Here is a 23595-nt window from a genome sequence, read left to right as displayed (position 1 = left end):
GCCTTCCGGATGGGCGGTTTCGACTGGGACCTGCTCACCGGCACGATGATCATGGACGACGCCGCCCTCGGCGTCTTCGACATGGACCGCACCGAGTACGACGACCGTCCCGAGACCCTCGGCTCCCGGGTCCTGCCCGACGAGGGCCGCCGCCTCGACACGCTTGTCGCCCAGGCGCTCAAGGAGGGCAGCGACCAGTACGGCGCGTACTTCCGCATCCGCCGCCGCGACGGCGTCCACCAGTGGACGCACACCCAGGGGCTCGTCGAGCGCGATGCCACGGGCCGTCCCGTACGGATCGTGGGCATCCTCCGCGACGCCACCCACGAGCTGACCGAGTCCGCCGCCCGGCTCGGTCTCGACGAGGGGCGCAGACAGCGCGCCGGTGTCGTCGAGGGCACGACGGCGGCCCTCGCCTACGCCCGGACCGTGCAGGACGTCATCGACCTGCTCAACGACTCGCACGCCCTCGAACACTTCGGCGCGGCCAGCCTCGTGATGGGCCTCCTCGAATCCGGCCGCATCCATCTCGTCGCCGAGGGGCCCGACGGCGCCTTCGTGCCGGGCACCCGCTTCACCCGGGTGGACGAGCCGTACCCGATGAGCGAGGTGATCCGGACCCTGCGGCCCCGGTTCATCGACTCGGCCCGGGACTTCGCCGACTCCTTCCCGGTGCTGTGGCCGCACATCAGCGGCCTCGGCATCACCGCCGCCGCCTATCTGCCGCTCATCGCCCAGGCCCGGCCCATCGGCGCGCTCGGCCTCCTCTACAGCGACAAGACCGGCTTCAGCGAGGACGAGCGGACGCTGCTCGTCGCCCTCGGCAGCAGCATCGCCCAGAGCCTTCAGCGGGCCATGCTGTACGAGCAGGAGCACGACCTCGCCGAAGGGCTCCAGCAGGCGATGCTGCCGCGCAGGATCCCCGAGGTGCCCGGCGCGCAGACCGCCGTCCGCTACCGCTCGGCCCGGCTCGGCCGGGACATCGGCGGCGACTGGTACGACATCATCCCGCTGCCCGGGGGTCGGGTCGGCGCCGTCATCGGCGACGTCCAGGGGCATGACACCCACGCGGCGGCCGTGATGGGACAGCTGCGGATCGTGCTCCGCGCCTACGCCGCCGAGGGGCACCCCCCGGCCACCGTCATGGCCAGGGCCTCCGTCTTCCTGCACGAGCTCGACACCGAGCGCTTCGCCACCTGCACCTACGCCGAGGTCGACCTCGGTACCGGCGTCGTCCAGATCGTCCGCGCCGGCCATGTCGACCCACTCGTCAGGGAGATCGACGGGCGCTGCCGCAGGCTCCCGGTGGAGGGCGGGCTGCCGCTCGGGCTCTCCGCGGAGTTCGGCCGTCTCGACTACCCCGTGACCGCCCTGGAGCTCGACCCCGGACAGACCCTGATGCTCTACACGGACGGCCTCGTGGAGAAGCCGGGCGCCGACCTCGACGAGGGCTTCCAGTGGCTCACCTCCCTCGTGCGGCGCGGCCCCGCCGACCTCCAGCAGCTCGCCGACCACCTCTGCGACGTGGTCGCCGACCGAGGCGGCGAGGACGACGTGGCGATCCTGCTGCTGCGCCGCCAGGCGGCCTTCGCCCCGCACGGGACCGGCCGGTTCCAGCAGCACGTGGCCCAGAGCGATCCCGAGGCGCTGAGCTCCGCCCGGCACATGATCCGGGCCGCGGTACGGGCCTGGGGCGCGGGGGAGCGGGCGGAGGAGATCGAGCTGGTCGCCGACGAGCTGATGACCAACGCGCTGATGCACACCGACGGCGGCGCGATCGTGACCCTGCGGGTCCTGAGCGGGCTCGAGCGGCGGATGCGCGTGGAGGTCGAGGACCGCTCCAGCGCGCTGCCCCGGCGCCGCGAGGCGGGGGAGGCGGGCGTCTCCGGCCGCGGCCTGCTCCTGGTCGAGCGGATCTCCGACGCGTGGGGCGTCGAGTCGCGCGGCGGCGGCAAGTGCGTCTGGTGCGAGTTCACCGTGCCGAACTGAACGCGTTGACTGACCTTGGTACGTGTTGACTTGACCTCGTTACGCGTTGACTGACCTTGTTGCAGAGCTGGCTAACTGCCCTTGTTAACTGAGGGTGAACTGATCGTACTTGACCGTAACTGTCGGTACGCGATTGACTTCACCCTCCCGCCTCTCCGCGCAGGACGTGAGGACACCCGTGAGCAGCAGCAGCGAGCTACTGGCCCCCCTGGACCTGGCCTTCTGGCATCTGGAGTCCCCCACCCACCCCCTGCACCTCGGGGCCCTCGCCCACTTCGGACCCGTCCCCGCGGACCCCGGCCACGAGCCTCCAGTGGACGTCCTCGACCTGCTCGCCCGCCGCGCCGCCGCCGTCCCCAGGCTCCGGATGCGCGTGCGCGACGTCCTGATCCCCGTCGGCGGGGCCGCCTGGAGCGCCGACCCGGACTTCGACGTACGCCGCCACGTCCGCGAGATCACCCTCCCCGGCGCCGACTTCGCCGCCGAGACCACCCGGCTCGCCGCCGAACTCATGGAGCGCCCCGTCGAGCGCGGCCTGCCGCCCTGGGAGATGTATCTGCTCACCGGCGCCCCCGACGGCTCCTTCGCCGTCCTCGTCAAGCTCCACCACGCCCTCGCCGACGGCATGAGGGCCGTCGCCATCGGCGCCGGCATCTTCGACGAGATCGCCGCCGGGCACCGCCGTACGCGCCGCCCCCGCCCCGTACCCCCGCGCTCCTGGCTGCCCGGCCCCGGCCGTCTCCTCGACCTGGCCAGGGGCCGGCTCGGCGACCTCGGCCGGGCCGTCGAGGTCGGTGCCTCGGTCGTCGGAGCCTCCGTCGTCCGCGCCGGCCGGCTCGACGGGAGCCCCGGCTCCGCACTCGCCGCCGAATCCAGCGGTACGCGCAGGATCGCGACCGCGACCCTGCCGATCGACCGCGTCCACCGGATCCGCCGCACCACCGGCGGCACCGCCAACGACGTCCTCCTCGCCGTCACCGCCGGAGCCCTGCGCCGCTGGTTCGACGGGCGGGGCCTGCCGCTCCCCGACGCCGACCCCCGGGCCCTCGTCCCCGTCTCCCGCCGCCGCCCCGGCGCCGCACCCGGCCCCGGAAACAGCCTCTCCGGCTACCTCCTCGACCTGCCGGTGACCGAACCCGATCCGGCGGCCCGGCTCACCGCCGTACGGCACGCGATGGACCGGAACAAGGCCGCGGGCCCCTTCAGGGGCGCGGGCGCCGTCGCCCTCCTGGCCGACCAGCTCCCTCCGCTCGCCCATCGCTTCGGCGCCCCCTTCGCGGCCGGCGCCGCCCGGCTCCTCTTCGATGTCCTCGTCACCCAGGTGCCGCTGCCCCGCTCCGCTCTCTCCCTCGGCGGTGCGCCGCTGCGCGCCCTCTTCCCCATGGCGCCGCTCGCCCGCGGCCAGTCCCTCGCCGTCGCCATGTCCCCCTACGGAGGCAGCGTCCACATCGGTCTGGTCGCGGACGGTGAGGCGGTCCCCGACCTTGACGCGCTCGGCGCCGCGTTCACGGCCGAACTCGACCTTCTGGACCCGTCGCCGGACTCCCCGTAGACGTACGGCTCACTCCGTCACGCCGTGCGCGTCGTGCCCGGCGGCCCGCAGAGCGGCGGCCACCCCGAACCGGAGGTCTTCGTCGCCCTCGACGAACAGTACGCGCACGTCACACACCCTGAGTGGTGTCCGGCGGATCAGGATCGGAGCACTCGGCGGGCGGTCCCGCCACCCGTGCGGCAGGGTGGTGCCATGCCCGAACTGCCCGAGGTGGAAGCGCTGCGCGAGTTCCTCGACGCGCATCTGGTGGGCAAGGAGATCGCCCGCGTCCTGCCCGTCGCGATCAGCGTCCTCAAGACGTACGACCCGCCCCTCACCGCCGTCGAGGGCGCCGAGGTCACCGCGATCGGCCGGCACGGGAAGTTCCTCGACCTCACCACCAGCGGCGCCGCGGGCGAACTCCACCTCCTGATCCACCTGGCCCGCGCCGGCTGGCTCCGCTGGCAGGACCCCCTGCCCTCCGGGCCGCCGAAACCCGGCAAGGGCCCGCTGGCCCTGCGTACCGCCCTCACCGGAGGCGACGGCTTCGACCTCACCGAGGCCGGCACCACCAAACGCCTCGCCGTCCACCTCGTCCACGACCCGGCCGAGGTGCCCGGCGTAGCCCGGCTCGGCCCCGACCCGCTCGCCGAGGACTTCGGCCCCGAGGCCTTCGCCGCGCTCCTCGCCGGCGAACGACGGCAGATCAAGGGCGCCCTGCGCGACCAGGGACTCATCGCGGGCATCGGCAACGCCTACAGCGACGAGATCCTCCACGCCGCCAGGATGTCGCCCTTCAAACCCACCCAGAACCTCACCCCGGAGGAGACCACCGCCCTCTGGACGGCGATGCGGACCACCCTCCGCGAGGCCGTCGAGCGCTCCCACGGACTCGCCGCGGGCAGGCTCAAGGCCGAGAAGAAGAGCGGCCTGCGCGTCCACGGCCGGACGGGCGAGCCCTGCCCCGTCTGCGGGGACACCATCCGCGAGGTCTCCTTCAGCGACTCCTCCCTCCAGTACTGCCCCACCTGCCAGACCGGCGGCAAGCCGCTCGCCGACCGCCGCCTGTCGAAACTCCTCAAATAGATCCCCTGGATCCCCGCGACTCCTCGAACAGATCCCCGCGCGCCCTCACATAGACTCCCGCGCATGCTGCGCGTCCTGGCCGTCGACGACGAGGAGCCCGCCCTCGGCGAGCTGCTCTACCTGCTCCGCGCCGACCCGCGCGTCCGCACCGCCGAAGGCGCGGGCGACGCGACCGCGGCCCTGCGCAGGATCGGACGCGCCCTGGAGACGGGGCCCGACGGGGACGACGCCGTCGACGTCGTCTTCCTCGACATCCACATGCCCGGCCTCACCGGGCTCGACGTCGCCCGGCTGCTCGCCGGCTTCGCCCGCCCGCCGCTCGTCGTCTTCGTCACCGCCCACGAGGGTTTCGCCCTCCAGGCCTTCGACCTCAAGGCCGTCGACTACGTCCTCAAGCCCGTCCGCCGCGAACGCCTCGCCGAGGCCGTCCGCCGCGTCCACGACCTGGTCCACGCCACTGCCCCGGCCGTGTCCGCGGGCCCCGCCGCCCCCGAACAGATCCCCGTCGAACTCGGCGGGGTCACCCGTTTCGTCGCCGTCGACGACATCGCGTACGTGGAGGCCCACGGCGACTACGCCCGCCTCCACACCGACCACGGCAGCCACCTCGTCCGCATCCCGCTCTCCACGCTCGAGGAGCGGTGGGCCGCCCGGGGCTTCGTCCGCATCCACCGCAGCCATCTCGTGGCCCTCGCCCGGATCGACGAACTCCGGCTCGACGGCGCGAGCACCTCGGTACGGCTCGGCGGCACCGACCTCGCCGTCAGCCGCCGCCACGCCCGTCACCTCCGTGACCTGCTGATGCGCCGGGCCGGGGGCTGATCACCCGCAGGTCTGTCGCCGCCCGGGAGTGCTGCGTAGACTCCACGCGTCCCGGGCCCCACGGCCCGCCTGCCCGTCCGGGCAGCCGCCGAGAGATGCCGGAGCGGACGCCGATGTCCGAGCACCCAGCGCCGCGCAGACCCCGGCGCGAGACCGTCACGTACGCCACCGCCCACGGCACCGGCGCCGTCCCCGGCCCCGCCGGGCGATCCGCCGCGCACGCCCCGGCCCGCTCGGAGATCGACGAGCAGACCACCCTCGGCCACACCTACGTCCGCTCCCTGATGCGCAGCCAGCTGCGCGCCGCGCTCACCGCGCTCGGCGCGCTCTCCCTGCTCGTCGGCTCGCTGCCCCTGCTCCTCGCGCTGCCCGCGCCCGAGGCCCTCGTCTGGGCCGCGCTCGGCGTCGGGGTGTACCCCGTCGTCTGGGGCATCGCCCACTGGTACGTCCGCCGCGCCGAGCGCAACGAGCGCGACTTCACCGGCCTCGTCGAACGGTGACCGGTCCCGCGTGAACCAGACCTACGCCGTCGCGGCCGTCACCGCCGTCGTCCTCGCGACCGTCCTCATCGGCGCCCTCGGCCTGCGGATATCCCGCACCACCTCCGACTTCTACGTCGCCTCGCGGACCGTCCGGCCGGGCCTCAACGCCGCCGCCATCAGCGGCGAGTACCTCTCCGCCGCCTCCTTCCTCGGCATCGCCGGACTCGTCCTCGTGCAGGGCCCCGCGATGCTCTGGTACCCGGTCGGCTACACCGCCGGATACCTCGTCCTGCTCGTCCTCGTCGCGGCCCCGCTGCGCCGCTCCGGCGCGTACACGCTCTCCGACTTCGCCGAGGCCCGGCTCGAGTCCCCGCAGGCCCGCCGCCTCGCCAGCCTCTTCGTCGTCGGCATCGGCTGGCTCTACCTGCTGCCACAGCTCCAGGGCGCCGGGCTCACCCTGGAGATCCTCACCGGCGCCCCCGACTGGGTCGGCGGGCTGCTCGTCGCCCTCGTCGTCACCGGCACGGTCGCCGCCGGCGGGATGCGGAGCATCACCTTCGTCCAGGCCTTCCAGTACTGGCTGAAACTCACCGCCCTGCTCGTCCCCGTCCTCTTCCTCCTCGCCGCCTGGTACGGGGACGGGGCGCCCCGGGCCCGCTTCGACGCCCCCGCCGTCCTCCGCGAGCACACCGTCGTCCGGGTCGCCGACACCATACGGATCCGGCTCGACGCCCCCCTCGCCCTCACCGTCACCGGCCGCGTCGACGACATCTCCCACGACCACCGGACCGTCACCCTCGCCCCCGGCACCCACCACGTCCTCGCCGGCACCGAACTCGCCTTCGCCCCCGGTGCGGTCCTCCCCGAGAGGGCGGCCAGTGGCACCGACCCCCTCGGCTGGTCGCAGCCGCTCGCCGGGGGACACGACGGGCACCAGCTGTACGCCACGTACGGACTGATCCTCGCGACCTTCCTCGGCACCATGGGCCTGCCGCACGTCGCCGTCCGCTTCTACACGAGCCCCCACGGCCGAGCGGCCCGCCGCACCACCCTCGTCGTGCTCGGTCTCGTCGGTACCTTCTACCTGCTGCCGCCGCTGTACGGAGCCCTCGGCCGGATCTACGCCCCCGAACTCGCGCTCACCGGCTCCGCCGACGCGGCCGTGCTCGTGCTGCCCGAGCGGATCCTCGGCGGATCCGCGGGCGAGCTCCTCGGCGCGCTCCTGGCGGGCGGCGCCTTCGCCGCCTTCCTCTCCACCGCCTCCGGGCTCACCATGTCCGTCGCCGGCGTCCTCACCCAGGACGTGCTGCCGTCCCGGGGCGTACGCCACTTCCGCCTCGCGACCCTGCTGGCCACCGCCGTCCCGCTCGGCGTCGGCGTGGTCGCCTCCAAGGTGCCGGTCGCCGACGCCGTCGGTCTCGCCTTCGCGGTCTCCGCCTCCTCCTTCTGCCCGCTGCTCGTCCTCGGCATCTGGTGGCGGCGGCTCACGCCGCCCGGCGCCATGGCCGGGCTCCTGCTCGGCGGCGGCTCGGCTCTCGCGGCCGTGATGGCGACCCGGGCCGGACTCGCCCCCGAGGGCTGGCCCCACACCCTGATGGCCTGGCCCGCCGTCTGGTCGGTCCCCCTCGGCTTCCTGACGATGGTCCTCGTCTCGCTCGCCACTCCCGGCCGGATCCCGCCCGGCACCCCGGCGCTCCTCGCCCGGCTCCACCTGCCGGAGGAGTTCACCGGCTCCCTCCCCTCCCAGGAGGCCCGCACGGTGACCGGCACCACCGACCCGTATCGGAAGGCCCGTACGACGACCGGCACCACCGACCCGTCCCGGAAGGCCTGTACGGCGACCGGCACCACCGACCCGTCCCGGAAGGCCTGTACGGCGACCGGCACCGACCCGTCCCCGGAGGTACGCCCGTGACCGGCATCGCCCTCGCCGCCGCGGCCGCCGCGGGGGCCGTGCTGCTCGCGGTGGGCTTCGTCCTCGGGCGGTTCGCCGCCCGGCGCGGGGGCCGCACCGCCGACCCCGACCTCGGCACCCCCGTCGAGCGGGCCACCTTCCACACCCTGCACACCGCCTCGCTCGCCGCGCCGCCGCTGCGCGCCGGCCTCACCGAGGAGACCGCCCGCAAGGCGGCGAGCACGCTCCGCTCGCTGCTCGGCACCGAGGCGCTCTGCCTCACCGAGCGCGGCGCGGTCCTCGCCTGGGACGGACCGGGCGAGGACCATCACCGGGCGCACGTCCCCGCGCTGGCCGCCGACACCCTCGACACGGGACGCAGCCGGTCCGCGCACACCGAATGCGACGATCCGGCGTGCCCGCTGCGCTGGGCGGTGATCGCCCCGCTCACCGGCGAGGACGGGGTCCTCGGCGCGCTCGTCGCCTACGGCTCACGGGAGTCGGCCGTCCTGGTCCGAGCCGCGACCGAGGTGGCCCGCTGGGTCTCCGTCCAGCTGGAGCTGGCCGAGCTCGACCGCTCGCGGACCCGGATCGTGGAGGCCGAGATCAGGGCCCTGCGTGCCCAGATCTCGCCGCACTTCATCTTCAACTCCCTCGCCGCCATCGCGTCGTTCGTCCGCACCGACCCCGAGCGGGCCAGGGAACTCCTCCTGGAGTTCGCCGACTTCACCCGCTACTCCTTCCGCAGGCACGGCGACTTCGCCCATCTCGCCGATGAACTGCGCTCCATCGAGCAGTACTTGGCCCTCGCCGGAGCACGGTTCGGGGACCGGCTGAAGGTGACGCTGCAGATCGCCCCCGAGGTGTTGCCGGTGACGCTGCCCTTCCTCTGTCTCCAGCCCCTGGTGGAGAACGCCGTCAAGCACGGACTCCAGGAGCGGGAGCGCGGCTGCCGGGTGACGATCGCCGCCCGGGACGCGGGCGCCGAGGCCGTCGTGACCGTCGAGGACGACGGTGTCGGCATGGACCCGGAGCTGCTCCGGGCCGTCCTGCGCGGCGAGCACCCGACGGGCTCCGGCATCGGTCTGTCCAATGTGGACGAGCGGCTGCGCCAGGTGTACGGGCCGGAGCACGGTCTCGTCATCGAGACCGGCGTCGGCGCGGGCATGAAGGTGACGGTAAGGATTCCCAAGTACCGTCCCGGAGTTCACCGTTCAGCGTAGGTAGAGCGACAGATGGGCCAGCGGCAGGCCCAGCTTCCAGGCGGGCACCCAGACCTGGACCCTCTCGTCGACCGGTGACCCGGAGGCTTCCGCCGCCGAGCCGGTGTCGTCGGCGGCCGGGTCGTCCAGGTCGGCGGCGCGCACCCAGGTGTCGCGCAGCCCGCGCCAGGCGGTGTGGGCGAGGGCGAGGTCGGGCCCGTCCCCCTCCGCGGCGAGGCGCGCGGCGAGACGCTCCTCGACCCAGGACGGCCAGGGCCGGTCGTAGGCGGTGCGGCGCAGCAGGGCCTCGGCCGGCGCGGGGTCCGGGTCCTCCGACAGGTGGTCGGTGAGGGCCAGGGCCTGGAGGCCGGCCCGGTACTCCAGCGAGCCGGGCGCCACGAGCGCGGCGGCCCGCAGCACCTCGTCGGCCCGGTACTCGGCGCACAGCCAGGCCATCGGGACGGCGAGTCCGCCGCCGCTCGTGCCGCCGGTGCCGTTCGTGCTCTCGGGCAGCAACGCTCCCACCTTCTTCTCCCGGGGTCGGGACCCGTACGTCCCGGGGGAGAGCCTTCACCGTGAAGGGCCTCCGAGGGTCCCGCTTTGCTCAACTAGCCCGTGTGGTTTCGGATACGTTTCCCGGCCGGATCGGTGCCGGTGGGGCGAGTGTTGCCGTGTGGGGCGTACGGGGCGGGAGTGGTCCGGGGGCGCGGCAGGTTCAGCCGAGGAGCGCGTACACGGCGGTGGCGTGGGCCGCGGTCTCCTCCGTGCCGTCGGCGGTCATCGTGATGTCGGCGAAGGCCATCCGCTTGCCCGTCTTGGTGAGCCGGGCCCGCACCAGGACGTCGCTGCCGACGACCGCCCGCTGGAAGGTGATGGACTGCTGGACGGTGGTCATCGGGACGAAACCGCCGCGGGCCGCGGCGACCGCGATGACCGTCGCCGTGTCGGCCGCGGCCATCAGGGCCTGGCCGGAGAGGCCGCCGCCCTCCCGGGCGAGCCGGCCGGACCAGGGGAGCCGGAGCACGGCCCCGGCCCCGTCGACGGAGTCGACCGAGAGCCCCAGGTCGAGCACCCAGGGGGCGAAGTTGTCGGCGAGGATCTTCTCGGCGGCGGCGGTGGTCAGCGCCGCGGCGGTGGGAGTCTGCGTCACGGGGTCATTGTGGGGCCGCGGCGCGCGGCCGGGCAACGCCCGCGCGGCGCGGGCGGTAGCCGGGAAGAGACCGGCCGAGCTGCCTCAGGGCATAGTGGGAGCGGGACTTGACGGTTCCGGCGGGGATGCCGAGGTCCACGGCGGCCTCGTTGACGGTCAGGCCGTGGAAGTAGAGCCGGACGAGTACCGCGCGGTGTTCGGGGCTCAGTTCGCGGACGGCGGCCCGTACGTCGAGCGCGGCCTCGGCGGAGGCGGTGGCGTCGGCGGGGTCGGGCGTCACCGCGAGGACGCCGTCGCCGATCTCGGCGGGCCGGGACAGGCGTGAGCGGCGGGCGTCGATGGCCAGGCGGCGGGCCACGGTGAAGAGCCAGGGCCGCATCGACGCGTAGGGGCCCTCGAAGGCCTCGGGGTGGAGCCAGGCCCGTACGAGGGTCTCCTGGGCGAGGTCCTCGGCGCGCTGCCGGTCCCCGTAGGTCAGCCCGAGCAGGAAGGAGAGCAGTGCCGGGCCGTGGTCCCGTTGCAGCTGCTCCAGGTTCCGTGCGTCGGTCGTCGCCGTCGTCATGCTCCCCGCCTCTCCCTCGGCTCGTCGTCTGGGCGGTATACGAACGCATCCGGAAGGTGAGGGACAGGGAAGGGACATCGGCATGCGACGAACGGTCGCACCGAGCGGCGAATGGTACGGCGAACGGTCAGGCGGAGCTGTTGCGTCCGTTTCAGCGTGGTTCGGGTGCTTCTACGGCCTTGACCCTTGACTGAGGCTTTCCTGCGGGATCAATTCTTCAGAACAGATGTTCATAACAAGAGTTGAGTGGAGTGCCGCAGATGACCTCACGCACCAGACCGGCCGCGGTGGCGGTCGCCGCCCTCCTCCTCGCGGCGGCCACGGGCTGCGCCGAGGGGAGCGCCCCGGGCGGCGGCACCCCCGCGCCCGGTCTCTCGGCCGGACAGCCCGCCGGCGGAGGGACCGCGCCGCCGGCTACCGTCCCGTCCGCCGCCCCCGGCGGTGCCTCGGCGCCCGCCGGATTCACCCTGGTCGCCTCCGGTGACGTCCTCCCGCACGACTCGATCATCCGCCGCGCGGCCCAGGACGCCGGCGGCGACGGCTACGACTTCGCCCCCATGCTCGCCGGGGCGAAGAGCGTCGTCGCCCCCGCCGACCTGGCCATCTGCCACATGGAGACCGTGTACGGGAAGGAGGGCGGTCCCTACACCGGCTACCCCGCCTTCAAGTCGCCGCCCGAGGTCGCCGCCGCCCTCAAGGCCACCGGCTACGACTCCTGCTCCACCGCCTCGAACCACACCCTCGACGACGGCGCCGCCGGGCTCCGCCGCACCCTCGACGCCCTGGACAAGGCCGGGATCCGGCACGCCGGCTCCGCCCGTACCGCCGAGGAGGCCGCACGGCCCACGCTGATGAAGGCCGGCGGCGCCACGGTCGCCCAGCTCGCCTACACCTACGACACCAACGGCTACCCGCTGCCCGAGGGGCAGCCCTGGGCGGTCCAGCTGCTCGACGAGGGCAAGGTGATCGCCGACGCGCGCGCCGCCCGCGCGGCCGGCGCCGACGTGGTCGTCGTCAGCGTCCACTGGGGCACCGAGTGGCAGACCGACCCCGACGCGCGGCAGCGCTCCCTCGGCCGCGCGCTCACCGCCGCCACCAGCGGCGGACGCCCCGACATCGATCTCGTCATCGGCACACACGCTCATGTTCCGCAGGCCTACGAGAAGGTCAACGGCACCTGGGTCGTCTACGGGATGGGCGACCAGATCGCCGGGGACATGATCAACCACGAGGGCGCCTTCGACCCCCGGGGCAACCAGGGCACCCTCGGCCGCTTCACCTTCGCCCCGCCCAAGGCGCCGGGCGCGCGGTGGGAGGTCACCAAGGCCGAGTTCGTCCCCCAGTGGTTCGACACGGGCCGGGGCCGGGTCGTCAACCTCGGCGCGGCGGGCGACGGCGATCCGCGCCACACCTCGATCCGCGAGACGATCCGGCAGGTCGTGCTCAGCCGGGGCGCCGACAAGGACGGCCTGACGATGGGGAAGTAGGACGGTCTCCGGTACGAGGACGGCGGCCGGTCACGGCACGACGGTGACCGGCCAGCGGCCCGCCTTCACCAGGCGCACGGCCACCGAGCCGACGAACCGGTGCCCCGCCGACTCCGACGCGCCCACCACCACCGCGTCCGCCGTCAGCTCCTCCGCGGCCCGGACCAGGCCCGCGTAGGCGTCGCCCTTGAAGGTGCGGAACTCCCAGCGCACCTGCCACAGGTCCCGCACCCTCTCCGCGGAGGCGCGGATCTCCGCGACGAGGTCGTCGGCGATCTCCTCGGTCGTCCCCGCCACGGGTGCGCCGAGGGCGGCGCCCGCCGGGTACACCGGCTGCACGTAGACGAGCGCCAGCAGGGCGTTCTGCCGCCGGGCGAGCCCGGCCGCGTACGCCGCCGCGCGCAGGGAGGAGGCGGAGCCGTCGACTCCGGCCATGATCACCTTCGGGCCGTCGGTGCCCCGTTCGAACCGGGTGGGCTGCTGTGCGGTCACCTCGCGAGGCTATCGGCTCATCGGGTGTTTTCGGACAGGTGGCTGGTGTCGATGAGCCGGCTGGACCCTCGGCCGTACGAACTATTGGTCATGAAAAAGGATGAGATGCCCAGCGGGCGTCGGGCGGTGCTGCGCCTCGCCGCGGCCCTCGGTGCCACGGCCACCGTCGGATACCTCGCGGCCGACCGGCTCACCGCCCCCGAACGGCCCGCGGGCGCCGCCCCCGCGCCCCAGGGAGCTCCGGGTCCGGGGCGCACGGGGCCCGGCGCCGGCCCGGCCGCCGGACCGCAGGCCGCGCGGGCGGGCGGGCCGCGCCCGACCTCGTACCGGCTCCAGCCGATGACGGCGTACGCGCCCCCGGCCTTCCGGCGCGCGGTGCCGCCGGTGCGCCAGCGGCCCTTCCTCAGCATGTCCGGGGTCGGCCGGTCGATGGTGCTGTCCTTCGACGACGGCCCGGACCCCCGCTACACCCCCGGCATCCTGGAGACCCTGCGCCGCTACGACTGCCGGGCGATGTTCTTCGTCTGCGGCGAGATGGCCGTCGAGAACCCGGACCTGCTGCGGGAGATGGCCGCCGACGGCCACGTCGTCGGCAACCACTCGTGGTCCCACCCCCTCATCCCCAAGCTGCGGCCCTCCCGGATCCGCGACGAGCTCGGCTCCACCAGCGAGGTCGTCGAGCGGACCCTCGGTGCCGCGCCCCTCTGGTACCGCGCCCCCTACGGGGCCTGGAACCGGCATTCGTTCGAGATCGGCGCCGCGCTGGGCATGGAGCCGCTCGCCTGGACCGTCGACACCCTCGACTGGAAGGAGCCGGGCACGGACACGATCGTCCGCCGCGTCCTCGACGGCGCCGCCCCCGGCGCCGTCGTCCTCTCCCACGACGCGGGCGGCGACCGCTCGCGGAGCGTGGCCGCGCTCCGCCGCTATCTGCCCGAACTCCTCGACGCCGGCTACCACATCACCGTGCCGAGGCGCTGACGGCGGTCGTCCGCGAAGGGCCCCGGCACGGGTGGGTGCCGGGGCCCTTCGCGTACCGCGACCGTCAGCGGGAGCCGACCATGCGGGCGTACACGACGACGTTCCCGTCGTAGCCGCGTGCCCGTGTGTAGCCGCCGCCGCAGGTGATGACCCGGAGTTCGGGCTGCCCGGTGTCGGCGTAGACCCGCACACCGGGGAAGTCGTTCTTGGCGTAGACCTCGACCCCGTAGATCTCGAAGACCGCGACGCGGCCGTCGTACCGCTCGACCTCGACGTGCTGACCCTTCTCCAGCGACCCCAGGCCGTAGAAGACGGCCGGGCCCCGCTCGTTGTCGACATGGCCGACGACGACCGAAGTCCCGCTCTGGCCGGGGGAGATGCCGTTCTGGTACCAGCCGGCGAGGTTGGCGTCCTGCGGGGGCGGGGCCGCCACCCAGCCGTCCGCGTCCAGGCCCACGTCCATGATCGGGGCGGCGACCCGGATCGCGGGGATCCTGATCCGTGAGGCCGGCGCGAAGGGCAGCGGCTCCAGACCGGCGGTCGCCTCCGCCGGCGGCGGGACGACCGGCCGCGCCACGGGCCGGGCGGCCGCGGCGGGTTGGGGCGGTCCGAGGGCGACGTCGACCCCGTTGCGCATCATGGCGAGTCCGGACAGCATGGCGAGGGCCAGGACGCCCCAGGGTTGGCGTCTCCTGCGCTCGAAGACGCGGAAGTCCTTCGGAGGCATGGTTCTCCCTTCGTGGCGTCGTCAGAACGGTAAGGGCGCCTCGGCGGACCGTCGCCCCGGACGCGGCGAACGGGTGGGGGCAGCCGCCGGACGGGTGCAGGGGGCGCGGACGGGCGGCCGGGAACCGGTCGTCACGGAGTGCCGAGCGCACGCCGGGGGGTCGCCGAGCTCCCCGTGCGGACAGCCGGGTGACAAGGGGCTGGCCCATCCGAGTATTCGTCAGATAACCACCCTGGACCGCTGTGACCTGCGGTTCCATCCGGTGCGCGGGGTCATTTCCGGGCGTGTCGCCTCACCGGGGTGGACCAGTGCCGACATGCACGGCTCGCTCCGGCTTGTGATGGTTCGTCATGGAAGGCGTACTCGTCGAATTTCCCGGAGCACCGCTTTGGGGCGTCTTCCACTGGAGGTTCAACCATGCGTGCTGCACGCACTCTGGCGGTGGCCGCCACCGCGTTCGCGGCGGTCGGGCTCGCTGCCCCTCTCGCCGCCGCCACCAACGGGCCGAGCAACGTCCAGGTCAACCCGTTCGACGTCCACGCGGGGTCGACGATCACGATCACCGCCAAGGGTTGCGGCCACGGCGGCACGGTCACGTCCAACGCTTTCCCGGAGACCAACCTCTCCGTCAACTCCAACGGGCTCTCCAGCGCCATCGCCCGCGTCCACAACAACGCCACCCCGGGCAGCTACAACCTGGCCGTCAAGTGCAGCGACAACACGCGGGTGGTCACGCACCCGTTCCGCGTCCTCGCGGGTCGTGGCGCGCAGGGCGGTCTCGGCGGCTCGCTCGCACCCAGCTCCACCGAGATGGCCGTCGGCGGCAGCCTGGTCGCCGCCGCCGCGCTCGGCGGCGGACTCTTCATCGCCCGCCGCCGCCGTATGACCGGCGCGGGAGTCTGACCGGTCGAACCTCCCGGTCCGGCCCGCTTCGCCCGTCGCCCCCGAGTCCCCACCAGGACCCGGGGGCGACGGGCGTCCGCGGACACCCCGTCCCACCCCGCCCCCGCTCAGTGGCGGCGGGAGTCGCCGGAGCGGCGACGGACCACGTACACGACGCCGGTGGCGGCGGCCAGAACCAGGGCCGTACCGGCCGCGAGCGCTCCGGTGTCCACCTCGTCCACCGAGCCGCCCAGACCGCCCTGGACACCGCGCGGAGGGGTGAGCAGCGTGGCGCTGATGGTCGGAGTGGCCGTGGACGTACCGCTGATGGTCAGATCCACGGTGTCCTGCACACCACCGGTGCAGTTGAACGACACCGTGTACACCGCACCGCGCCGGGCGTCCCAGTCCACGGTGGCGGTCGCCGCCGAGTTCGGTGCGATGGTGACGGTGTCGAAGATGCCGGCCGAGGCCGTCGCCGTACTGGCGCAGCCGGGGGCGCTCAACGTCACCCGGCCGCCCGGGGCGACGACCGAGGGCGACACGACGAAATCGCCCGGTGCCTTCGCTCCCGGTGCCCGCGGATTGGTGGCGGGGGCACCCTCCGCCGCGAGGGCGACGGTGGCGGGGGCGGCCAGGGCGAGGGCGGCCGCCCCCAGCAGGGCAGTGGACGCGGCACGTATCGCGCGCATGGTGAATCCTCCGGGTTCCGAGGGGCAGCCGCGAAACGGGATTTCCGCGAAAGGGCCTGCGTGCACCTCGATGCCCGAAACGCTAGGAGCGCACTACCACAGCCGCGATCCCAGGCGTGCGAATGGGGCACTCATGTCCCCCGTGCGGCCCACTCGGACGCCGTGACTCACCCCGTGACCTGCGGGAACAGATCGGTGAACGGCGTGGCGGTGGCCGAGATGCCGCGGCCGAACGGCGCGTCGAAGTCCCAGATCAGGAACAGCAGGAACGCGATCAGCACGCTGAAGAGTCCGGCGAGCAGCAACTCCCGTCCCGTCCTGCGGATCTGGAGCGTGAAGATCAGGCCGACGGTGACGAGGGCGCCGATGATCAGACCGAACCAGACCACCCCCGGCATGGTCGCCCCCGCGCTCTGCCCGCGCGCCCCCCGGGCGTCGTCGGCGGCGGCGACCTGGTCGACCAGCGGCTGGTAGGCCTGGCCCTCGAAGTCGTTGGCGGGCTGGTAGTCGGTGACGCTCCGGCGCACCTTCTCCAGGAGGGCGGTGCCCTCCTCGCTCAGTTCGCCCTCCTCGGACATGTGCGTCCACTCGTCGTCGACGACGTACGCGACGTACGCGTCGACGTCGGCGCGGATCCTGTCGCGGACCTCCAGGGGGTAGACCTCGACGCGGGCCGAGATCTCGTGCATCGCCTGCGCCTCCTGCCGCACGGTCTCCTGGGCGGCGCCCCGGGCCTCCCAGACGCCGGCGATGGCGAGACCCAGGACGATCGCGTAGATCACGCCGATCATCATCGTCATGTACTCGATGACGTCGGGGGTCTCGCTGGGGTCGTCGTCCTCCGGGATCCGGCGGTTGTTGATGACGACGATGGTGAGGACGACGGCGACGGCGGCGGCCATCGCCAGGGTGAGGACGAGCCATTCGGACATAGGAGATACCTTCCGGCGGAGCTCAGCGGGATCGGGGGCGCAGGATCGCGGTCGCGAGTACTGCGGGGGCGATGATCACCAGCGTCATCGTGACGACGGACGTGCCGCCCTTCGGCTGGGGCCGCGCGGCGCGGCGGTAGTGGGGGAGGGCGACGGGGCCGTGGGCGGCCGGGGGCCGGGGCCGCGCCGTCGGTGGGGGCGCGGGCGCCGGGGCGGCGGGTGACGCCGGGGGCGCGGGCGCCGGAGTGCGATCCGGTGGGACCGGGGTGGCCGGTAGCGGGGAGGCGGGCTCCGGGCGCGGTGCGGGAGTGGCCACCGGGGGAGGCGGCGGCGTCGTCGTCCGTACGGGAGGCGGTGGTGGCGCCGGGACGGTCGGGGGCGGCGGCTTCGGCGTCGTGGGCCGAGGCGCTGGTGTCGTGGGCGGTGGTGGCGGTGGCGGCGCGGGAGTGGGCGAGCACGCGCCAGGCCCGATGACCGCCACCGAGGTGTGCGAACCGCCGGGGCCGGTCGTGGCGTAGGCGCAGGAGTCGGCGGCGGCGGGGACGGGCGTGGCGAGCAGCCACACGAGTCCGAGGGCCGCCAGCGACCGCGCGAGGAGTGATCCGTGCAGAGACACGCCGTCGAGCTTGATCACGGACGCGGTGAACCGGGGCGGAAACGGCGGGGATTCGCCGGATGGTGGGGTTCTCCCGACGCGTGGTTTGACGTTTCGCCGGTCCGGAGGCGGATTCGGCGCAATGCCCGGGTATCGCCGAGCCGTGCGATTCGCCGCGGGGAGTGCTCTCGGCTTCGGCCGGACTCCGACCTGACGTAGTCGGGGTGCCGAGGGGCCCCGAGGGGTCCCGTGGGGACCCCGACGGGACTTCGACGGGGTTCCGTTGGAAGAAGTGGCCGGTTGTCGCCCTCTCGGGGCGTCGCCCGGCAGGGCGTCCCGCGTCGTCGACAGGGGCGACGACCAAGGTGCGCCAAGGGCCTGAGCCCCCGTAAGGTGCGGCGGAGTCGGGCCGGGAAGTCGACGCACACTCATATGCACGTGAATTTGCACGCGCTGAAGGCGTGAACTCTGCGCTCCACGAGCATGTGCCAATCACGTGTGACCAAGAACGGACCGCTAATTTCCGTTTCTACTCGCTCTCTCGGCGGGCGATCAGTAGCCTCACCTCGAACACCGGCCGCGAACACATGGCCGCATCCCCCATGGCGACTTGTTGGAGACATTGATGGAGCGTCCCGCCTGGGCTCCGCCGGGTATCGACATTTCGGTGCCGAGCGTGTCCCGTATGTACGACTTCTATCTGGGCGGCTCGCACAATTTCGAAGTGGACCGGGAAGCGGCGCGCAAGGCCATGGAGTTCATGCCTGGCCTTCCCAAGATCATGCAGGCGAACCGTGCCTTCATGAGGCGCGCCGTCCGCCACGCCGTTGACAACGACGTCACCCAGTTCCTCGACATCGGCTCCGGCATACCCACCTTCGGCAACGTGCACGAGGTCGCCCGGGCCGCCGACCCCACCGCGCGCGTCGTCTACGTCGACCACGACCCGGTCGCCGTGGCCCACAGTCACGCCGTCCTCAAGGGGGACGAGGCCGCCGCCGTCGTCGCCGCGGACCTGCGCAAGCCCGCCGACATCCTCCACAGCCCCGAGGTGTCGCGACTCCTCGACCTGGACCGGCCGGTGGCCCTGCTCCTCGTCGCCGTCCTCCACTTCCTGGAGGACCAGGACCGGCCGTACGAGGCCGTCGCCGAGCTGATCGACGCCCTCGCGCCCGGCAGCCTCCTCGTCGTCACCCACGCCTCCTACGAGGGCATCCCGCTCACGGAGGAGCGGTCGGGCGGCGCCGTCGGTGTCTACCGGAACATCCGCAACCCCCTGGTGATGCGGTCGGGCGCCGAGATCGCGCGCTTCTTCGACGGCACCGAGATGGTCGAACCCGGCCTCGTCCCGATGCCGGCCTGGCGACCGGACAGCCCGGTCGAGGAGGAGGATCCCTACGCCTTCTCCGGTTTCGCAGGTGTGGGGCGCAAGGCGTGAAGGTCCCGTCGCAGCCCACCGGTTCCGTCGCCGAGGCGGACGGTCCGGAGGACAGACTCAGGCGGTTCGTCACCATCTGGAGCCGCGCGATCTTCCCGGTGACGGCCACCTCGCTGACCCGCGCCGAGTTCGAGGGGCACCTGCTGCCGCTGGCCCGCACCCTGTGCGACGCGCTGCACGCCCGGCCCTTCGACACGGCGCCGGCCCAGCGGGCCGGCGCGGCCCTCGTCGCCGCCCACTGCACGGACCCCGACGCGCTCGGGCGCAGCCTCGGCGTCGTCGACTCGTACCTGGTCCTGTACTGCGGTACTGAGTCGGACGTCCCGGCCGAAGAGCTCCGGGCCCGCTGCGCCCGGCTCCAGCACGCCATGGCCACCGGCTACGCGCAGGCCCTGCGCGAGCGGACCCGCGCCGAACAGGAGGCGATCGCCCGCTCCGCGCTCGCCGCCCGCAGCGCCGCCGAGATCGCCCTCCACTCCACCGAGAGCCGCTTCCGCGCGGTCTTCGACGGGGCGGCCATCGGCATCGGCATCGCCGACCTCGACGGCAACGTCCTGGAGGTCAACGAGACCCTCACCCGCATGTTCGGCGGCATGGAGGGCCAGGTCCGCAGCCGGAACGTCAGCGAGTGGGTCCACCCGGAGGACGGCCCGCACGTCTGGAAGCTGTACGACGAACTCGTCCGGGGCGAGCGGGAGTCCTACCGGGTCGAGAAGCCGTACTACCGCGGCGACGGAACGGTTCTCTGGACGAACCTCACCGTCTCGCTCCTCCGCGACGCCGAGGGCCGGCCCCAGTACCAGCTCGCCCTGATGGAGGACACCACCGAACGGCGGCTCCTCCACCTGCGCCTGCGGTACGAGGCCACCCACGACGCGCTCACCGGGCTGCCGAACCGGACCCTGTTCTTCGAACGCCTGGAGAAGGCGCTCGCGCCCGGCGACAACTCCCGCTTCGGCCTCTGCTACCTCGACCTCGACGGCTTCAAGGTCATCAACGACAGCCTCGGCCACTCCACCGGCGACCGGCTGCTCGTCGAGGTCGCCGACCGGCTGCAGAGCTGCGTCACCGGCTCCGGCGAGATGGTGGCCCGGCTCGGCGGGGACGAGTTCGTCGCCCTCACCACCGGGTGCCACGGCGAACAGGACGTCACCGAACTCGCCGACCGCATCCTCGGCGCCCTCTCCACCCCCTTGCGCATCGACGGCCGCGAGCTGACCGTCCGCGGCAGCCTCGGCGTGGTCGAGGGACCGGCGGGGGAGCGGACCCCGGCGGAGGTGCTGCGCAGCGCCGACATCACCATGTACCGGGCCAAGTCCGCGGGCGGCAACCGCTTCGAGCTCGCCGACCCCGAGGCCGACGCCCGCGCCATCACCCGGCACGGCCTGACGACGGCGCTGCCCGCGGCCCTGGAGCGCGGCGAGTTCTTCATCGAGTACCAGCCGCTCGTCCACCTCGGCGACGGCAGCGTGCACGGCGCGGAGGCACTGGTCCGCTGGTGCCACCCGCAGCACGGGGTGCTCGGTCCCGACCAGTTCATCCCGCTCGCCGAGGACACCGGTCTCATCGTGCCGCTCGGCCGCTGGGTGCTCCAGGAGGCCGTGCGCCAGGCCCGCTTCTGGCAGGCCCGGCATGCCGACGGCGGCCCGCTGCGGATCAACGTCAACCTGTCCCCGACCCAGCTGCACCACCCGCGCCTCGTCGCCGACACCGTCGACGTCCTGGAGCGGTCGGGGCTCGAACCGGGCGCGCTCTGCCTGGAGGTCACGGAGTCGGCCCTGATCGGCGCCGACGAGGACCTGCTGAAGCCGCTGCGGCAGCTCGCCGAGATGGGCGTCGACATCGCGCTCGACGACTTCGGCACCGGCTACTCGAACCTCGCCAACCTCCGCCGGCTGCCGGTGAGCGTCCTGAAGCTCGACCGGTCCTTCACCCGGGGCATGCAGCAGCACCCGGTGGACCCGGTCGACCTCAAGATCGTCGAGGGGATCGTCTCCCTGGCGCACAGCCTGGAGCTCGCCGTCACGGTCGAGGGCGTGGAGACGGGCGCCCAGGCCCGCCAGCTCCGCGACCTCGGCTGCGACACCGCGCAGGGCTGGTACTACGCCCGCCCGGGCGCCCCGGACCGCATCCACTCGCTGCTCCTGGCGGACGCGGTCTGAGCCCGGCCCGGTGGGACCTCAGTCCTCCTCGGAGAGCTGCGGGGTCCACTCGTACCGAGGGGTACCGGGGACCTGGTCGCAGACCAGGAGGTATCCCTCGGGGCTGAAGGCGACCGCCAGCGCCTCGTCCGCGGTGCAGGGCGTGAAGACGCCGGGTCCGGACGGGTCCGGCGGCCCCGCCTCTGCACGGGCCGGAACCGTACGGACCGGGGCCGGGGAGGAGACGGCCGGAGAGCCTCCGGAGCCGGCGTCCGCGTCGAGGGCCGAGAGCGTGGTCATCGCGGCGGCGGTGAGCACCACGGCGCCCAGGACGGCCGCCCCGAGGACCAACGGCCCCTGGCGGCGCGCCGCGGGCGGTGCGTGGGCCGGGGCCGGGTCCACCGGACCGTCCGTGAACTGGTCCGGTACGAGGAAGGGTTCGCCCTCCCACAGGACCGGCCATCGCTCCGGCCCCAGGGCGGCCCGGCAGCGGGCCAGTTCGTCCCGGGCCTCCGCAGCCGTGGGCCGGTCCCCGGGAGCCCCGGCGGTCATCGCGGCCACGAGCGCCGCAGGCGCCCCGAGTTCCCGGAGCACGAGCCCCGCCGCGTAGACGTCCTGCGCCGGACCGCTCCCCGCTCCGGCCCGGACCTCCGGAGCCAGGTAGTCCGGGGTGCCCGCGACGAACGAGGTCGAGGTGAGCCGCAGATGGGGCAGCACCCGGGCCACGCCGAAGTCGCTCACGTACAGATGCGGGCGACCCGTCCCGCTCGCCGCGAGCAGCAGGTTGGACGGCTTCACGTCGCGGTGCACGAGCCCCGCCCCGTGGACGGCGACGAGCGCGTCCATGAGCTGATGGGCAATCAGCAGACCGCATTCCGGCGGAAGTTCGCCGTAGTCGGCGAGGAGGCCGGCGAGGGTTCCGCCGCGCACGAGCGGCAGCACCAGCCAGGCCTCGCCCTCGCGGACGAACCAGTCGACGGCGGCCAGGACGTGCGGATGGCCGAGGCGTACCGACTGCTCGCAGACGAGCCGCAGCAGTGACTCCAGGTCCGCGCCCCCGGACACCTTCACGGCCACGTCCGTGCCGCCGTGCGTGTCGACGGCCCGCCAGACCGTCCCCTGCGCCCCGCGCGCCACCGGCGCCACGAGCCGGTACCGCCCGGCGAGCATCCCCCCTGCTTCCATGCGCCGCACAGTACCTCCGCGACGCGGGCGGGTCAGGAGAGGGTGGCCAGCGTGAGGACGACGGTGTCACCGCTGGTGGCGACCGACACGGAGGTCTTGTCCGAGGTGGCGGAGAAGACGCCGGCGACGTCCACCACCGTGTACTGGGCGCCTTCCAGGGCCTTGCGGTACTCGGCGACGACGGCCTGCGGGTCCTTGGCGGTGAATGTCAGGACGTAGGCGCCGGTGCTCCCGGTGACGGACGTCAGTTCCGCGGACGGCAGGGGCAGGCCCGCGGGCAGGTCGTCCGGCTTCTTCACCCCGTCGGTGACGGGGGCGTCCGGGGTCGCGGAGCCGGCGCCGTCGCCCGGAGCCTGGGTGGAGGCGGTGGCGGAGGGGGTGCCCTTGGCGTCGGCTCCCTCGGACTGGCAGGCGGTCAGCCCGAGAACGGCGACGGCGGCGACGGCGACGAGCGAAGTGGTGTGCTTCCAGGGCATGGTGACGTCCCATCAGTGAGGGTGCGGTGGGGTCGTGCCTTACGACGGGAGATTGACACATGAAAACTCCCTTTGACAAGTGTCAATTCGGCGGCCTAGCGTCCTCGTATGGACGCGACCGCCATCGCCCGAAACCAGGAGCTCCAGCGCCAGTGGTACGGGGCTCCGCTCGGCGAGCTCTGCCGGGACCTCTGTGGCCGATTCGGAATGAATCAGTCCGGGCTCGCGGAGACCCTGGGGATCTCGCCCGCCATGCTCAGCCTCGTCATGCGGGGTCAGCGCGCCCGGATCGCCAACCCCGACGCGGCGGCCCGCCTCTCGGCCGTTCTCCACCTCGCCCAGGAGGTGCGCGCCGGAGCCGTACCGGCCGGGGACGCCCTTCGGGCCCTCGCGGAGATCCGCGCGAGCAGGACCCCCGGCCAGGACTCGATGGGCGCCGCCGTGACCCAGTCCCGCGCGGGTGGCACCCCCTCGGCCGCCCCCGCCCCTGACTCCGACCCCGACTCCGACTCCGACCTGCGCTTCGCCCTGCGCCTGCGCGATCTGCTCACCACCCGCGCGAGCGCCGTCGACATCCTCGCCGCTGCCGCGCTCCTCGACGCGGACCACCCGGGCCTCGCCGAAGTCCTCCGCGTCTGCGGCGCGGGCCGCACGGACGAGGCCGTCGCACTGGTCCGGGGCCCGGTCCGGGGCCCGGACGGCCCGGGCCCGGGACACTAGATGAATGAGTCCGATGTTCGTGCTGGTCGCGACCATGGCGAAGGGCGCCCGTTGGTCAGTGTGTGAAGACAAACCTGGACGCCCTTCTGGCGGCACTGTACGTGTTCATCGACGACCATGTGGCGCCTT

The 23595-nt window shown here is 73.5% G+C and carries 23 protein-coding genes; 13 read left to right on the top strand and 10 right to left on the bottom strand.

The window, feature by feature from the left end; translation table 11 throughout:
• The first annotated feature begins 9 nt into the window (after window positions 1-9).
• The 7 genes from ACWFR1_RS32105 to ACWFR1_RS32075 all read left to right on the top strand — a co-directional run bounded on the left by ACWFR1_RS32105 (window position 10) and on the right by ACWFR1_RS32075 (window position 9027).
• Window positions 10-1989, top strand: coding sequence for a SpoIIE family protein phosphatase (locus ACWFR1_RS32105; protein ID WP_453557477.1), 1980 nt, complete (start codon window positions 10-12; stop codon window positions 1987-1989).
• A 178-nt stretch (window positions 1990-2167) separates the two neighbouring features.
• A complete protein-coding gene (locus ACWFR1_RS32100) occupies window positions 2168-3541 on the top strand; it encodes a wax ester/triacylglycerol synthase family O-acyltransferase (protein WP_453557438.1) in 1374 nt (457 codons plus the stop codon).
• Window positions 3542-3733: 192 nt separating this feature from the next.
• A complete protein-coding gene (locus tag ACWFR1_RS32095; protein ID WP_453557436.1) occupies window positions 3734-4606 on the top strand; it encodes an Fpg/Nei family DNA glycosylase in 873 nt (290 codons plus the stop codon).
• A gap of 63 nt (window positions 4607-4669) precedes the next feature.
• Entirely contained in the window at window positions 4670-5428 is a 759-nt protein-coding gene (locus ACWFR1_RS32090; RefSeq protein WP_453557434.1) for a LytR/AlgR family response regulator transcription factor, read from the top strand.
• Window positions 5429-5541: 113 nt separating this feature from the next.
• Window positions 5542-5928 carry a hypothetical protein gene (locus ACWFR1_RS32085; RefSeq protein ID WP_453557432.1) on the top strand — a complete coding sequence of 129 codons (387 nt, stop codon included), beginning with the start codon at window positions 5542-5544 and terminating at the stop codon, window positions 5926-5928.
• A 10-nt stretch (window positions 5929-5938) separates the two neighbouring features.
• A complete protein-coding gene (locus ACWFR1_RS32080) occupies window positions 5939-7825 on the top strand; it encodes a sodium/solute symporter (protein ID WP_453557430.1) in 1887 nt (628 codons plus the stop codon).
• Window positions 7822-9027 (top strand): sensor histidine kinase, encoded by a 1206-nt coding sequence (locus tag ACWFR1_RS32075; protein WP_453557428.1) that lies wholly within the window; start codon window positions 7822-7824, stop codon window positions 9025-9027. The genes ACWFR1_RS32080 and ACWFR1_RS32075 overlap by 4 nt, the downstream gene beginning before the upstream one ends.
• Here ACWFR1_RS32075 and ACWFR1_RS32070 read toward each other — a convergent pair.
• From ACWFR1_RS32070 to ACWFR1_RS32060, 3 genes are all read right to left on the bottom strand, one after another.
• Window positions 9019-9531, bottom strand: a complete 513-nt coding sequence (locus ACWFR1_RS32070) for a hypothetical protein (protein ID WP_453557426.1) — start codon at window positions 9529-9531, stop codon at window positions 9019-9021. The two genes, ACWFR1_RS32075 and ACWFR1_RS32070, sit on opposite strands and share 9 nt — an antisense overlap.
• A gap of 190 nt (window positions 9532-9721) precedes the next feature.
• Window positions 9722-10156 (bottom strand): PaaI family thioesterase, encoded by a 435-nt coding sequence (locus tag ACWFR1_RS32065; RefSeq protein WP_453557424.1) that lies wholly within the window; start codon window positions 10154-10156, stop codon window positions 9722-9724.
• 4 nt (window positions 10157-10160) lie between these two features.
• On the bottom strand, window positions 10161-10718 hold the full coding sequence (locus ACWFR1_RS32060; protein ID WP_453557422.1) for a sigma-70 family RNA polymerase sigma factor: 558 nt from the start codon (window positions 10716-10718) through the stop codon (window positions 10161-10163).
• Window positions 10719-10978: 260 nt separating this feature from the next.
• On the opposite strand from ACWFR1_RS32060, the gene ACWFR1_RS32055 reads away from it, so the two are divergent.
• Window positions 10979-12205, top strand: a complete 1227-nt coding sequence (locus ACWFR1_RS32055) for a CapA family protein (RefSeq protein ID WP_453557420.1) — start codon at window positions 10979-10981, stop codon at window positions 12203-12205.
• A gap of 30 nt (window positions 12206-12235) precedes the next feature.
• Here ACWFR1_RS32055 and ACWFR1_RS32050 read toward each other — a convergent pair whose 3' ends face one another.
• On the bottom strand, window positions 12236-12697 hold the full coding sequence (locus tag ACWFR1_RS32050; RefSeq protein WP_453557418.1) for a universal stress protein: 462 nt from the start codon (window positions 12695-12697) through the stop codon (window positions 12236-12238).
• A 105-nt stretch (window positions 12698-12802) separates the two neighbouring features.
• Between ACWFR1_RS32050 and ACWFR1_RS32045 the strand changes: the two genes are divergently transcribed.
• Window positions 12803-13678 (top strand): polysaccharide deacetylase family protein, encoded by an 876-nt coding sequence (locus ACWFR1_RS32045; RefSeq protein ID WP_453557416.1) that lies wholly within the window; start codon window positions 12803-12805, stop codon window positions 13676-13678.
• 64 nt (window positions 13679-13742) lie between these two features.
• Here the strand turns inward: ACWFR1_RS32045 and ACWFR1_RS32040 are convergent, their stop codons facing one another.
• Window positions 13743-14405 carry a class F sortase gene (locus tag ACWFR1_RS32040; RefSeq protein ID WP_453557414.1) on the bottom strand — a complete coding sequence of 221 codons (663 nt, stop codon included), beginning with the start codon at window positions 14403-14405 and terminating at the stop codon, window positions 13743-13745.
• A gap of 417 nt (window positions 14406-14822) precedes the next feature.
• On the opposite strand from ACWFR1_RS32040, the gene ACWFR1_RS32035 reads away from it, so the two are divergent.
• Window positions 14823-15308: a hypothetical protein gene (locus ACWFR1_RS32035; protein WP_453557412.1), complete on the top strand. Its 486-nt coding sequence runs from the start codon at window positions 14823-14825 to the stop codon at window positions 15306-15308.
• 107 nt (window positions 15309-15415) lie between these two features.
• Here ACWFR1_RS32035 and ACWFR1_RS32030 read toward each other — a convergent pair whose 3' ends face one another.
• The 3 genes from ACWFR1_RS32030 to ACWFR1_RS32020 form a co-directional block, all read right to left on the bottom strand.
• Window positions 15416-15979, bottom strand: a complete 564-nt coding sequence (locus ACWFR1_RS32030; protein WP_453557410.1) for a hypothetical protein — start codon at window positions 15977-15979, stop codon at window positions 15416-15418.
• Window positions 15980-16146: 167 nt separating this feature from the next.
• Window positions 16147-16911: a bestrophin-like domain gene (locus ACWFR1_RS32025; RefSeq protein WP_453557408.1), complete on the bottom strand. Its 765-nt coding sequence runs from the start codon at window positions 16909-16911 to the stop codon at window positions 16147-16149.
• A gap of 22 nt (window positions 16912-16933) precedes the next feature.
• A complete protein-coding gene (locus ACWFR1_RS32020; protein WP_453557406.1) occupies window positions 16934-17545 on the bottom strand; it encodes a hypothetical protein in 612 nt (203 codons plus the stop codon).
• 586 nt (window positions 17546-18131) lie between these two features.
• Here ACWFR1_RS32020 and ACWFR1_RS32015 point away from each other — a divergent pair.
• A complete protein-coding gene (locus ACWFR1_RS32015; protein ID WP_453557404.1) occupies window positions 18132-18944 on the top strand; it encodes an SAM-dependent methyltransferase in 813 nt (270 codons plus the stop codon).
• The gene (locus tag ACWFR1_RS32010) at window positions 18941-21106 is read left to right on the top strand and encodes a putative bifunctional diguanylate cyclase/phosphodiesterase (RefSeq protein ID WP_453557402.1); all 2166 of its coding nucleotides are present in this window, start codon (window positions 18941-18943) and stop codon (window positions 21104-21106) included. The genes ACWFR1_RS32015 and ACWFR1_RS32010 overlap by 4 nt, the downstream gene beginning before the upstream one ends.
• A gap of 18 nt (window positions 21107-21124) precedes the next feature.
• On the opposite strand, the gene ACWFR1_RS32005 is transcribed toward ACWFR1_RS32010, so the two are convergent.
• The gene (locus tag ACWFR1_RS32005) at window positions 21125-22270 is read right to left on the bottom strand and encodes a serine/threonine-protein kinase (protein WP_453557400.1); all 1146 of its coding nucleotides are present in this window, start codon (window positions 22268-22270) and stop codon (window positions 21125-21127) included.
• Between the two features lie 32 nt (window positions 22271-22302).
• Window positions 22303-22746, bottom strand: a complete 444-nt coding sequence (locus ACWFR1_RS32000; protein ID WP_453557398.1) for a hypothetical protein — start codon at window positions 22744-22746, stop codon at window positions 22303-22305.
• Between the two features lie 108 nt (window positions 22747-22854).
• Here ACWFR1_RS32000 and ACWFR1_RS31995 point away from each other — a divergent pair, with 108 nt between their 5' ends.
• Window positions 22855-23466 carry a DNA-binding protein gene (locus ACWFR1_RS31995; RefSeq protein ID WP_453557396.1) on the top strand — a complete coding sequence of 204 codons (612 nt, stop codon included), beginning with the start codon at window positions 22855-22857 and terminating at the stop codon, window positions 23464-23466.
• Window positions 23467-23595 lie beyond the last annotated feature (129 nt).

This window comes from Streptomyces sp. NPDC055103 (assembly GCF_053607625.1).
The sequence above is the reverse complement of the archived record's forward strand: the minus strand, read 5'-3'. Positions and strand labels throughout refer to the sequence as shown.

Excerpts from the sequence above, each read along its gene's own strand:
- ACWFR1_RS32105 (WP_453557477.1), top strand. The coding sequence starts at position 10 with ATGGGCGGTTTCGACTGGGACCTGCTCACCGGCACGATGATCATGGAC.
- ACWFR1_RS32095 (WP_453557436.1), top strand. The coding sequence starts at position 3,734 with ATGCCCGAACTGCCCGAGGTGGAAGCGCTGCGCGAGTTCCTCGACGCG.
- ACWFR1_RS32090 (WP_453557434.1), top strand. The coding sequence starts at position 4,670 with ATGCTGCGCGTCCTGGCCGTCGACGACGAGGAGCCCGCCCTCGGCGAG.
- ACWFR1_RS32085 (WP_453557432.1), top strand. The coding sequence starts at position 5,542 with ATGTCCGAGCACCCAGCGCCGCGCAGACCCCGGCGCGAGACCGTCACG.
- ACWFR1_RS32060 (WP_453557422.1), bottom strand. The coding sequence starts at position 10,718 with ATGACGACGGCGACGACCGACGCACGGAACCTGGAGCAGCTGCAACGG.
- ACWFR1_RS32055 (WP_453557420.1), top strand. The coding sequence starts at position 10,979 with ATGACCTCACGCACCAGACCGGCCGCGGTGGCGGTCGCCGCCCTCCTC.
- ACWFR1_RS32045 (WP_453557416.1), top strand. The coding sequence starts at position 12,803 with ATGCCCAGCGGGCGTCGGGCGGTGCTGCGCCTCGCCGCGGCCCTCGGT.
- ACWFR1_RS32040 (WP_453557414.1), bottom strand. The coding sequence starts at position 14,405 with ATGCCTCCGAAGGACTTCCGCGTCTTCGAGCGCAGGAGACGCCAACCC.
- ACWFR1_RS32035 (WP_453557412.1), top strand. The coding sequence starts at position 14,823 with ATGCGTGCTGCACGCACTCTGGCGGTGGCCGCCACCGCGTTCGCGGCG.
- ACWFR1_RS32030 (WP_453557410.1), bottom strand. The coding sequence starts at position 15,979 with ATGCGCGCGATACGTGCCGCGTCCACTGCCCTGCTGGGGGCGGCCGCC.
- ACWFR1_RS32025 (WP_453557408.1), bottom strand. The coding sequence starts at position 16,911 with ATGTCCGAATGGCTCGTCCTCACCCTGGCGATGGCCGCCGCCGTCGCC.
- ACWFR1_RS32015 (WP_453557404.1), top strand. The coding sequence starts at position 18,132 with ATGGAGCGTCCCGCCTGGGCTCCGCCGGGTATCGACATTTCGGTGCCG.
- ACWFR1_RS32005 (WP_453557400.1), bottom strand. The coding sequence starts at position 22,270 with ATGGAAGCAGGGGGGATGCTCGCCGGGCGGTACCGGCTCGTGGCGCCG.
- ACWFR1_RS32000 (WP_453557398.1), bottom strand. The coding sequence starts at position 22,746 with ATGCCCTGGAAGCACACCACTTCGCTCGTCGCCGTCGCCGCCGTCGCC.
- ACWFR1_RS31995 (WP_453557396.1), top strand. The coding sequence starts at position 22,855 with ATGGACGCGACCGCCATCGCCCGAAACCAGGAGCTCCAGCGCCAGTGG.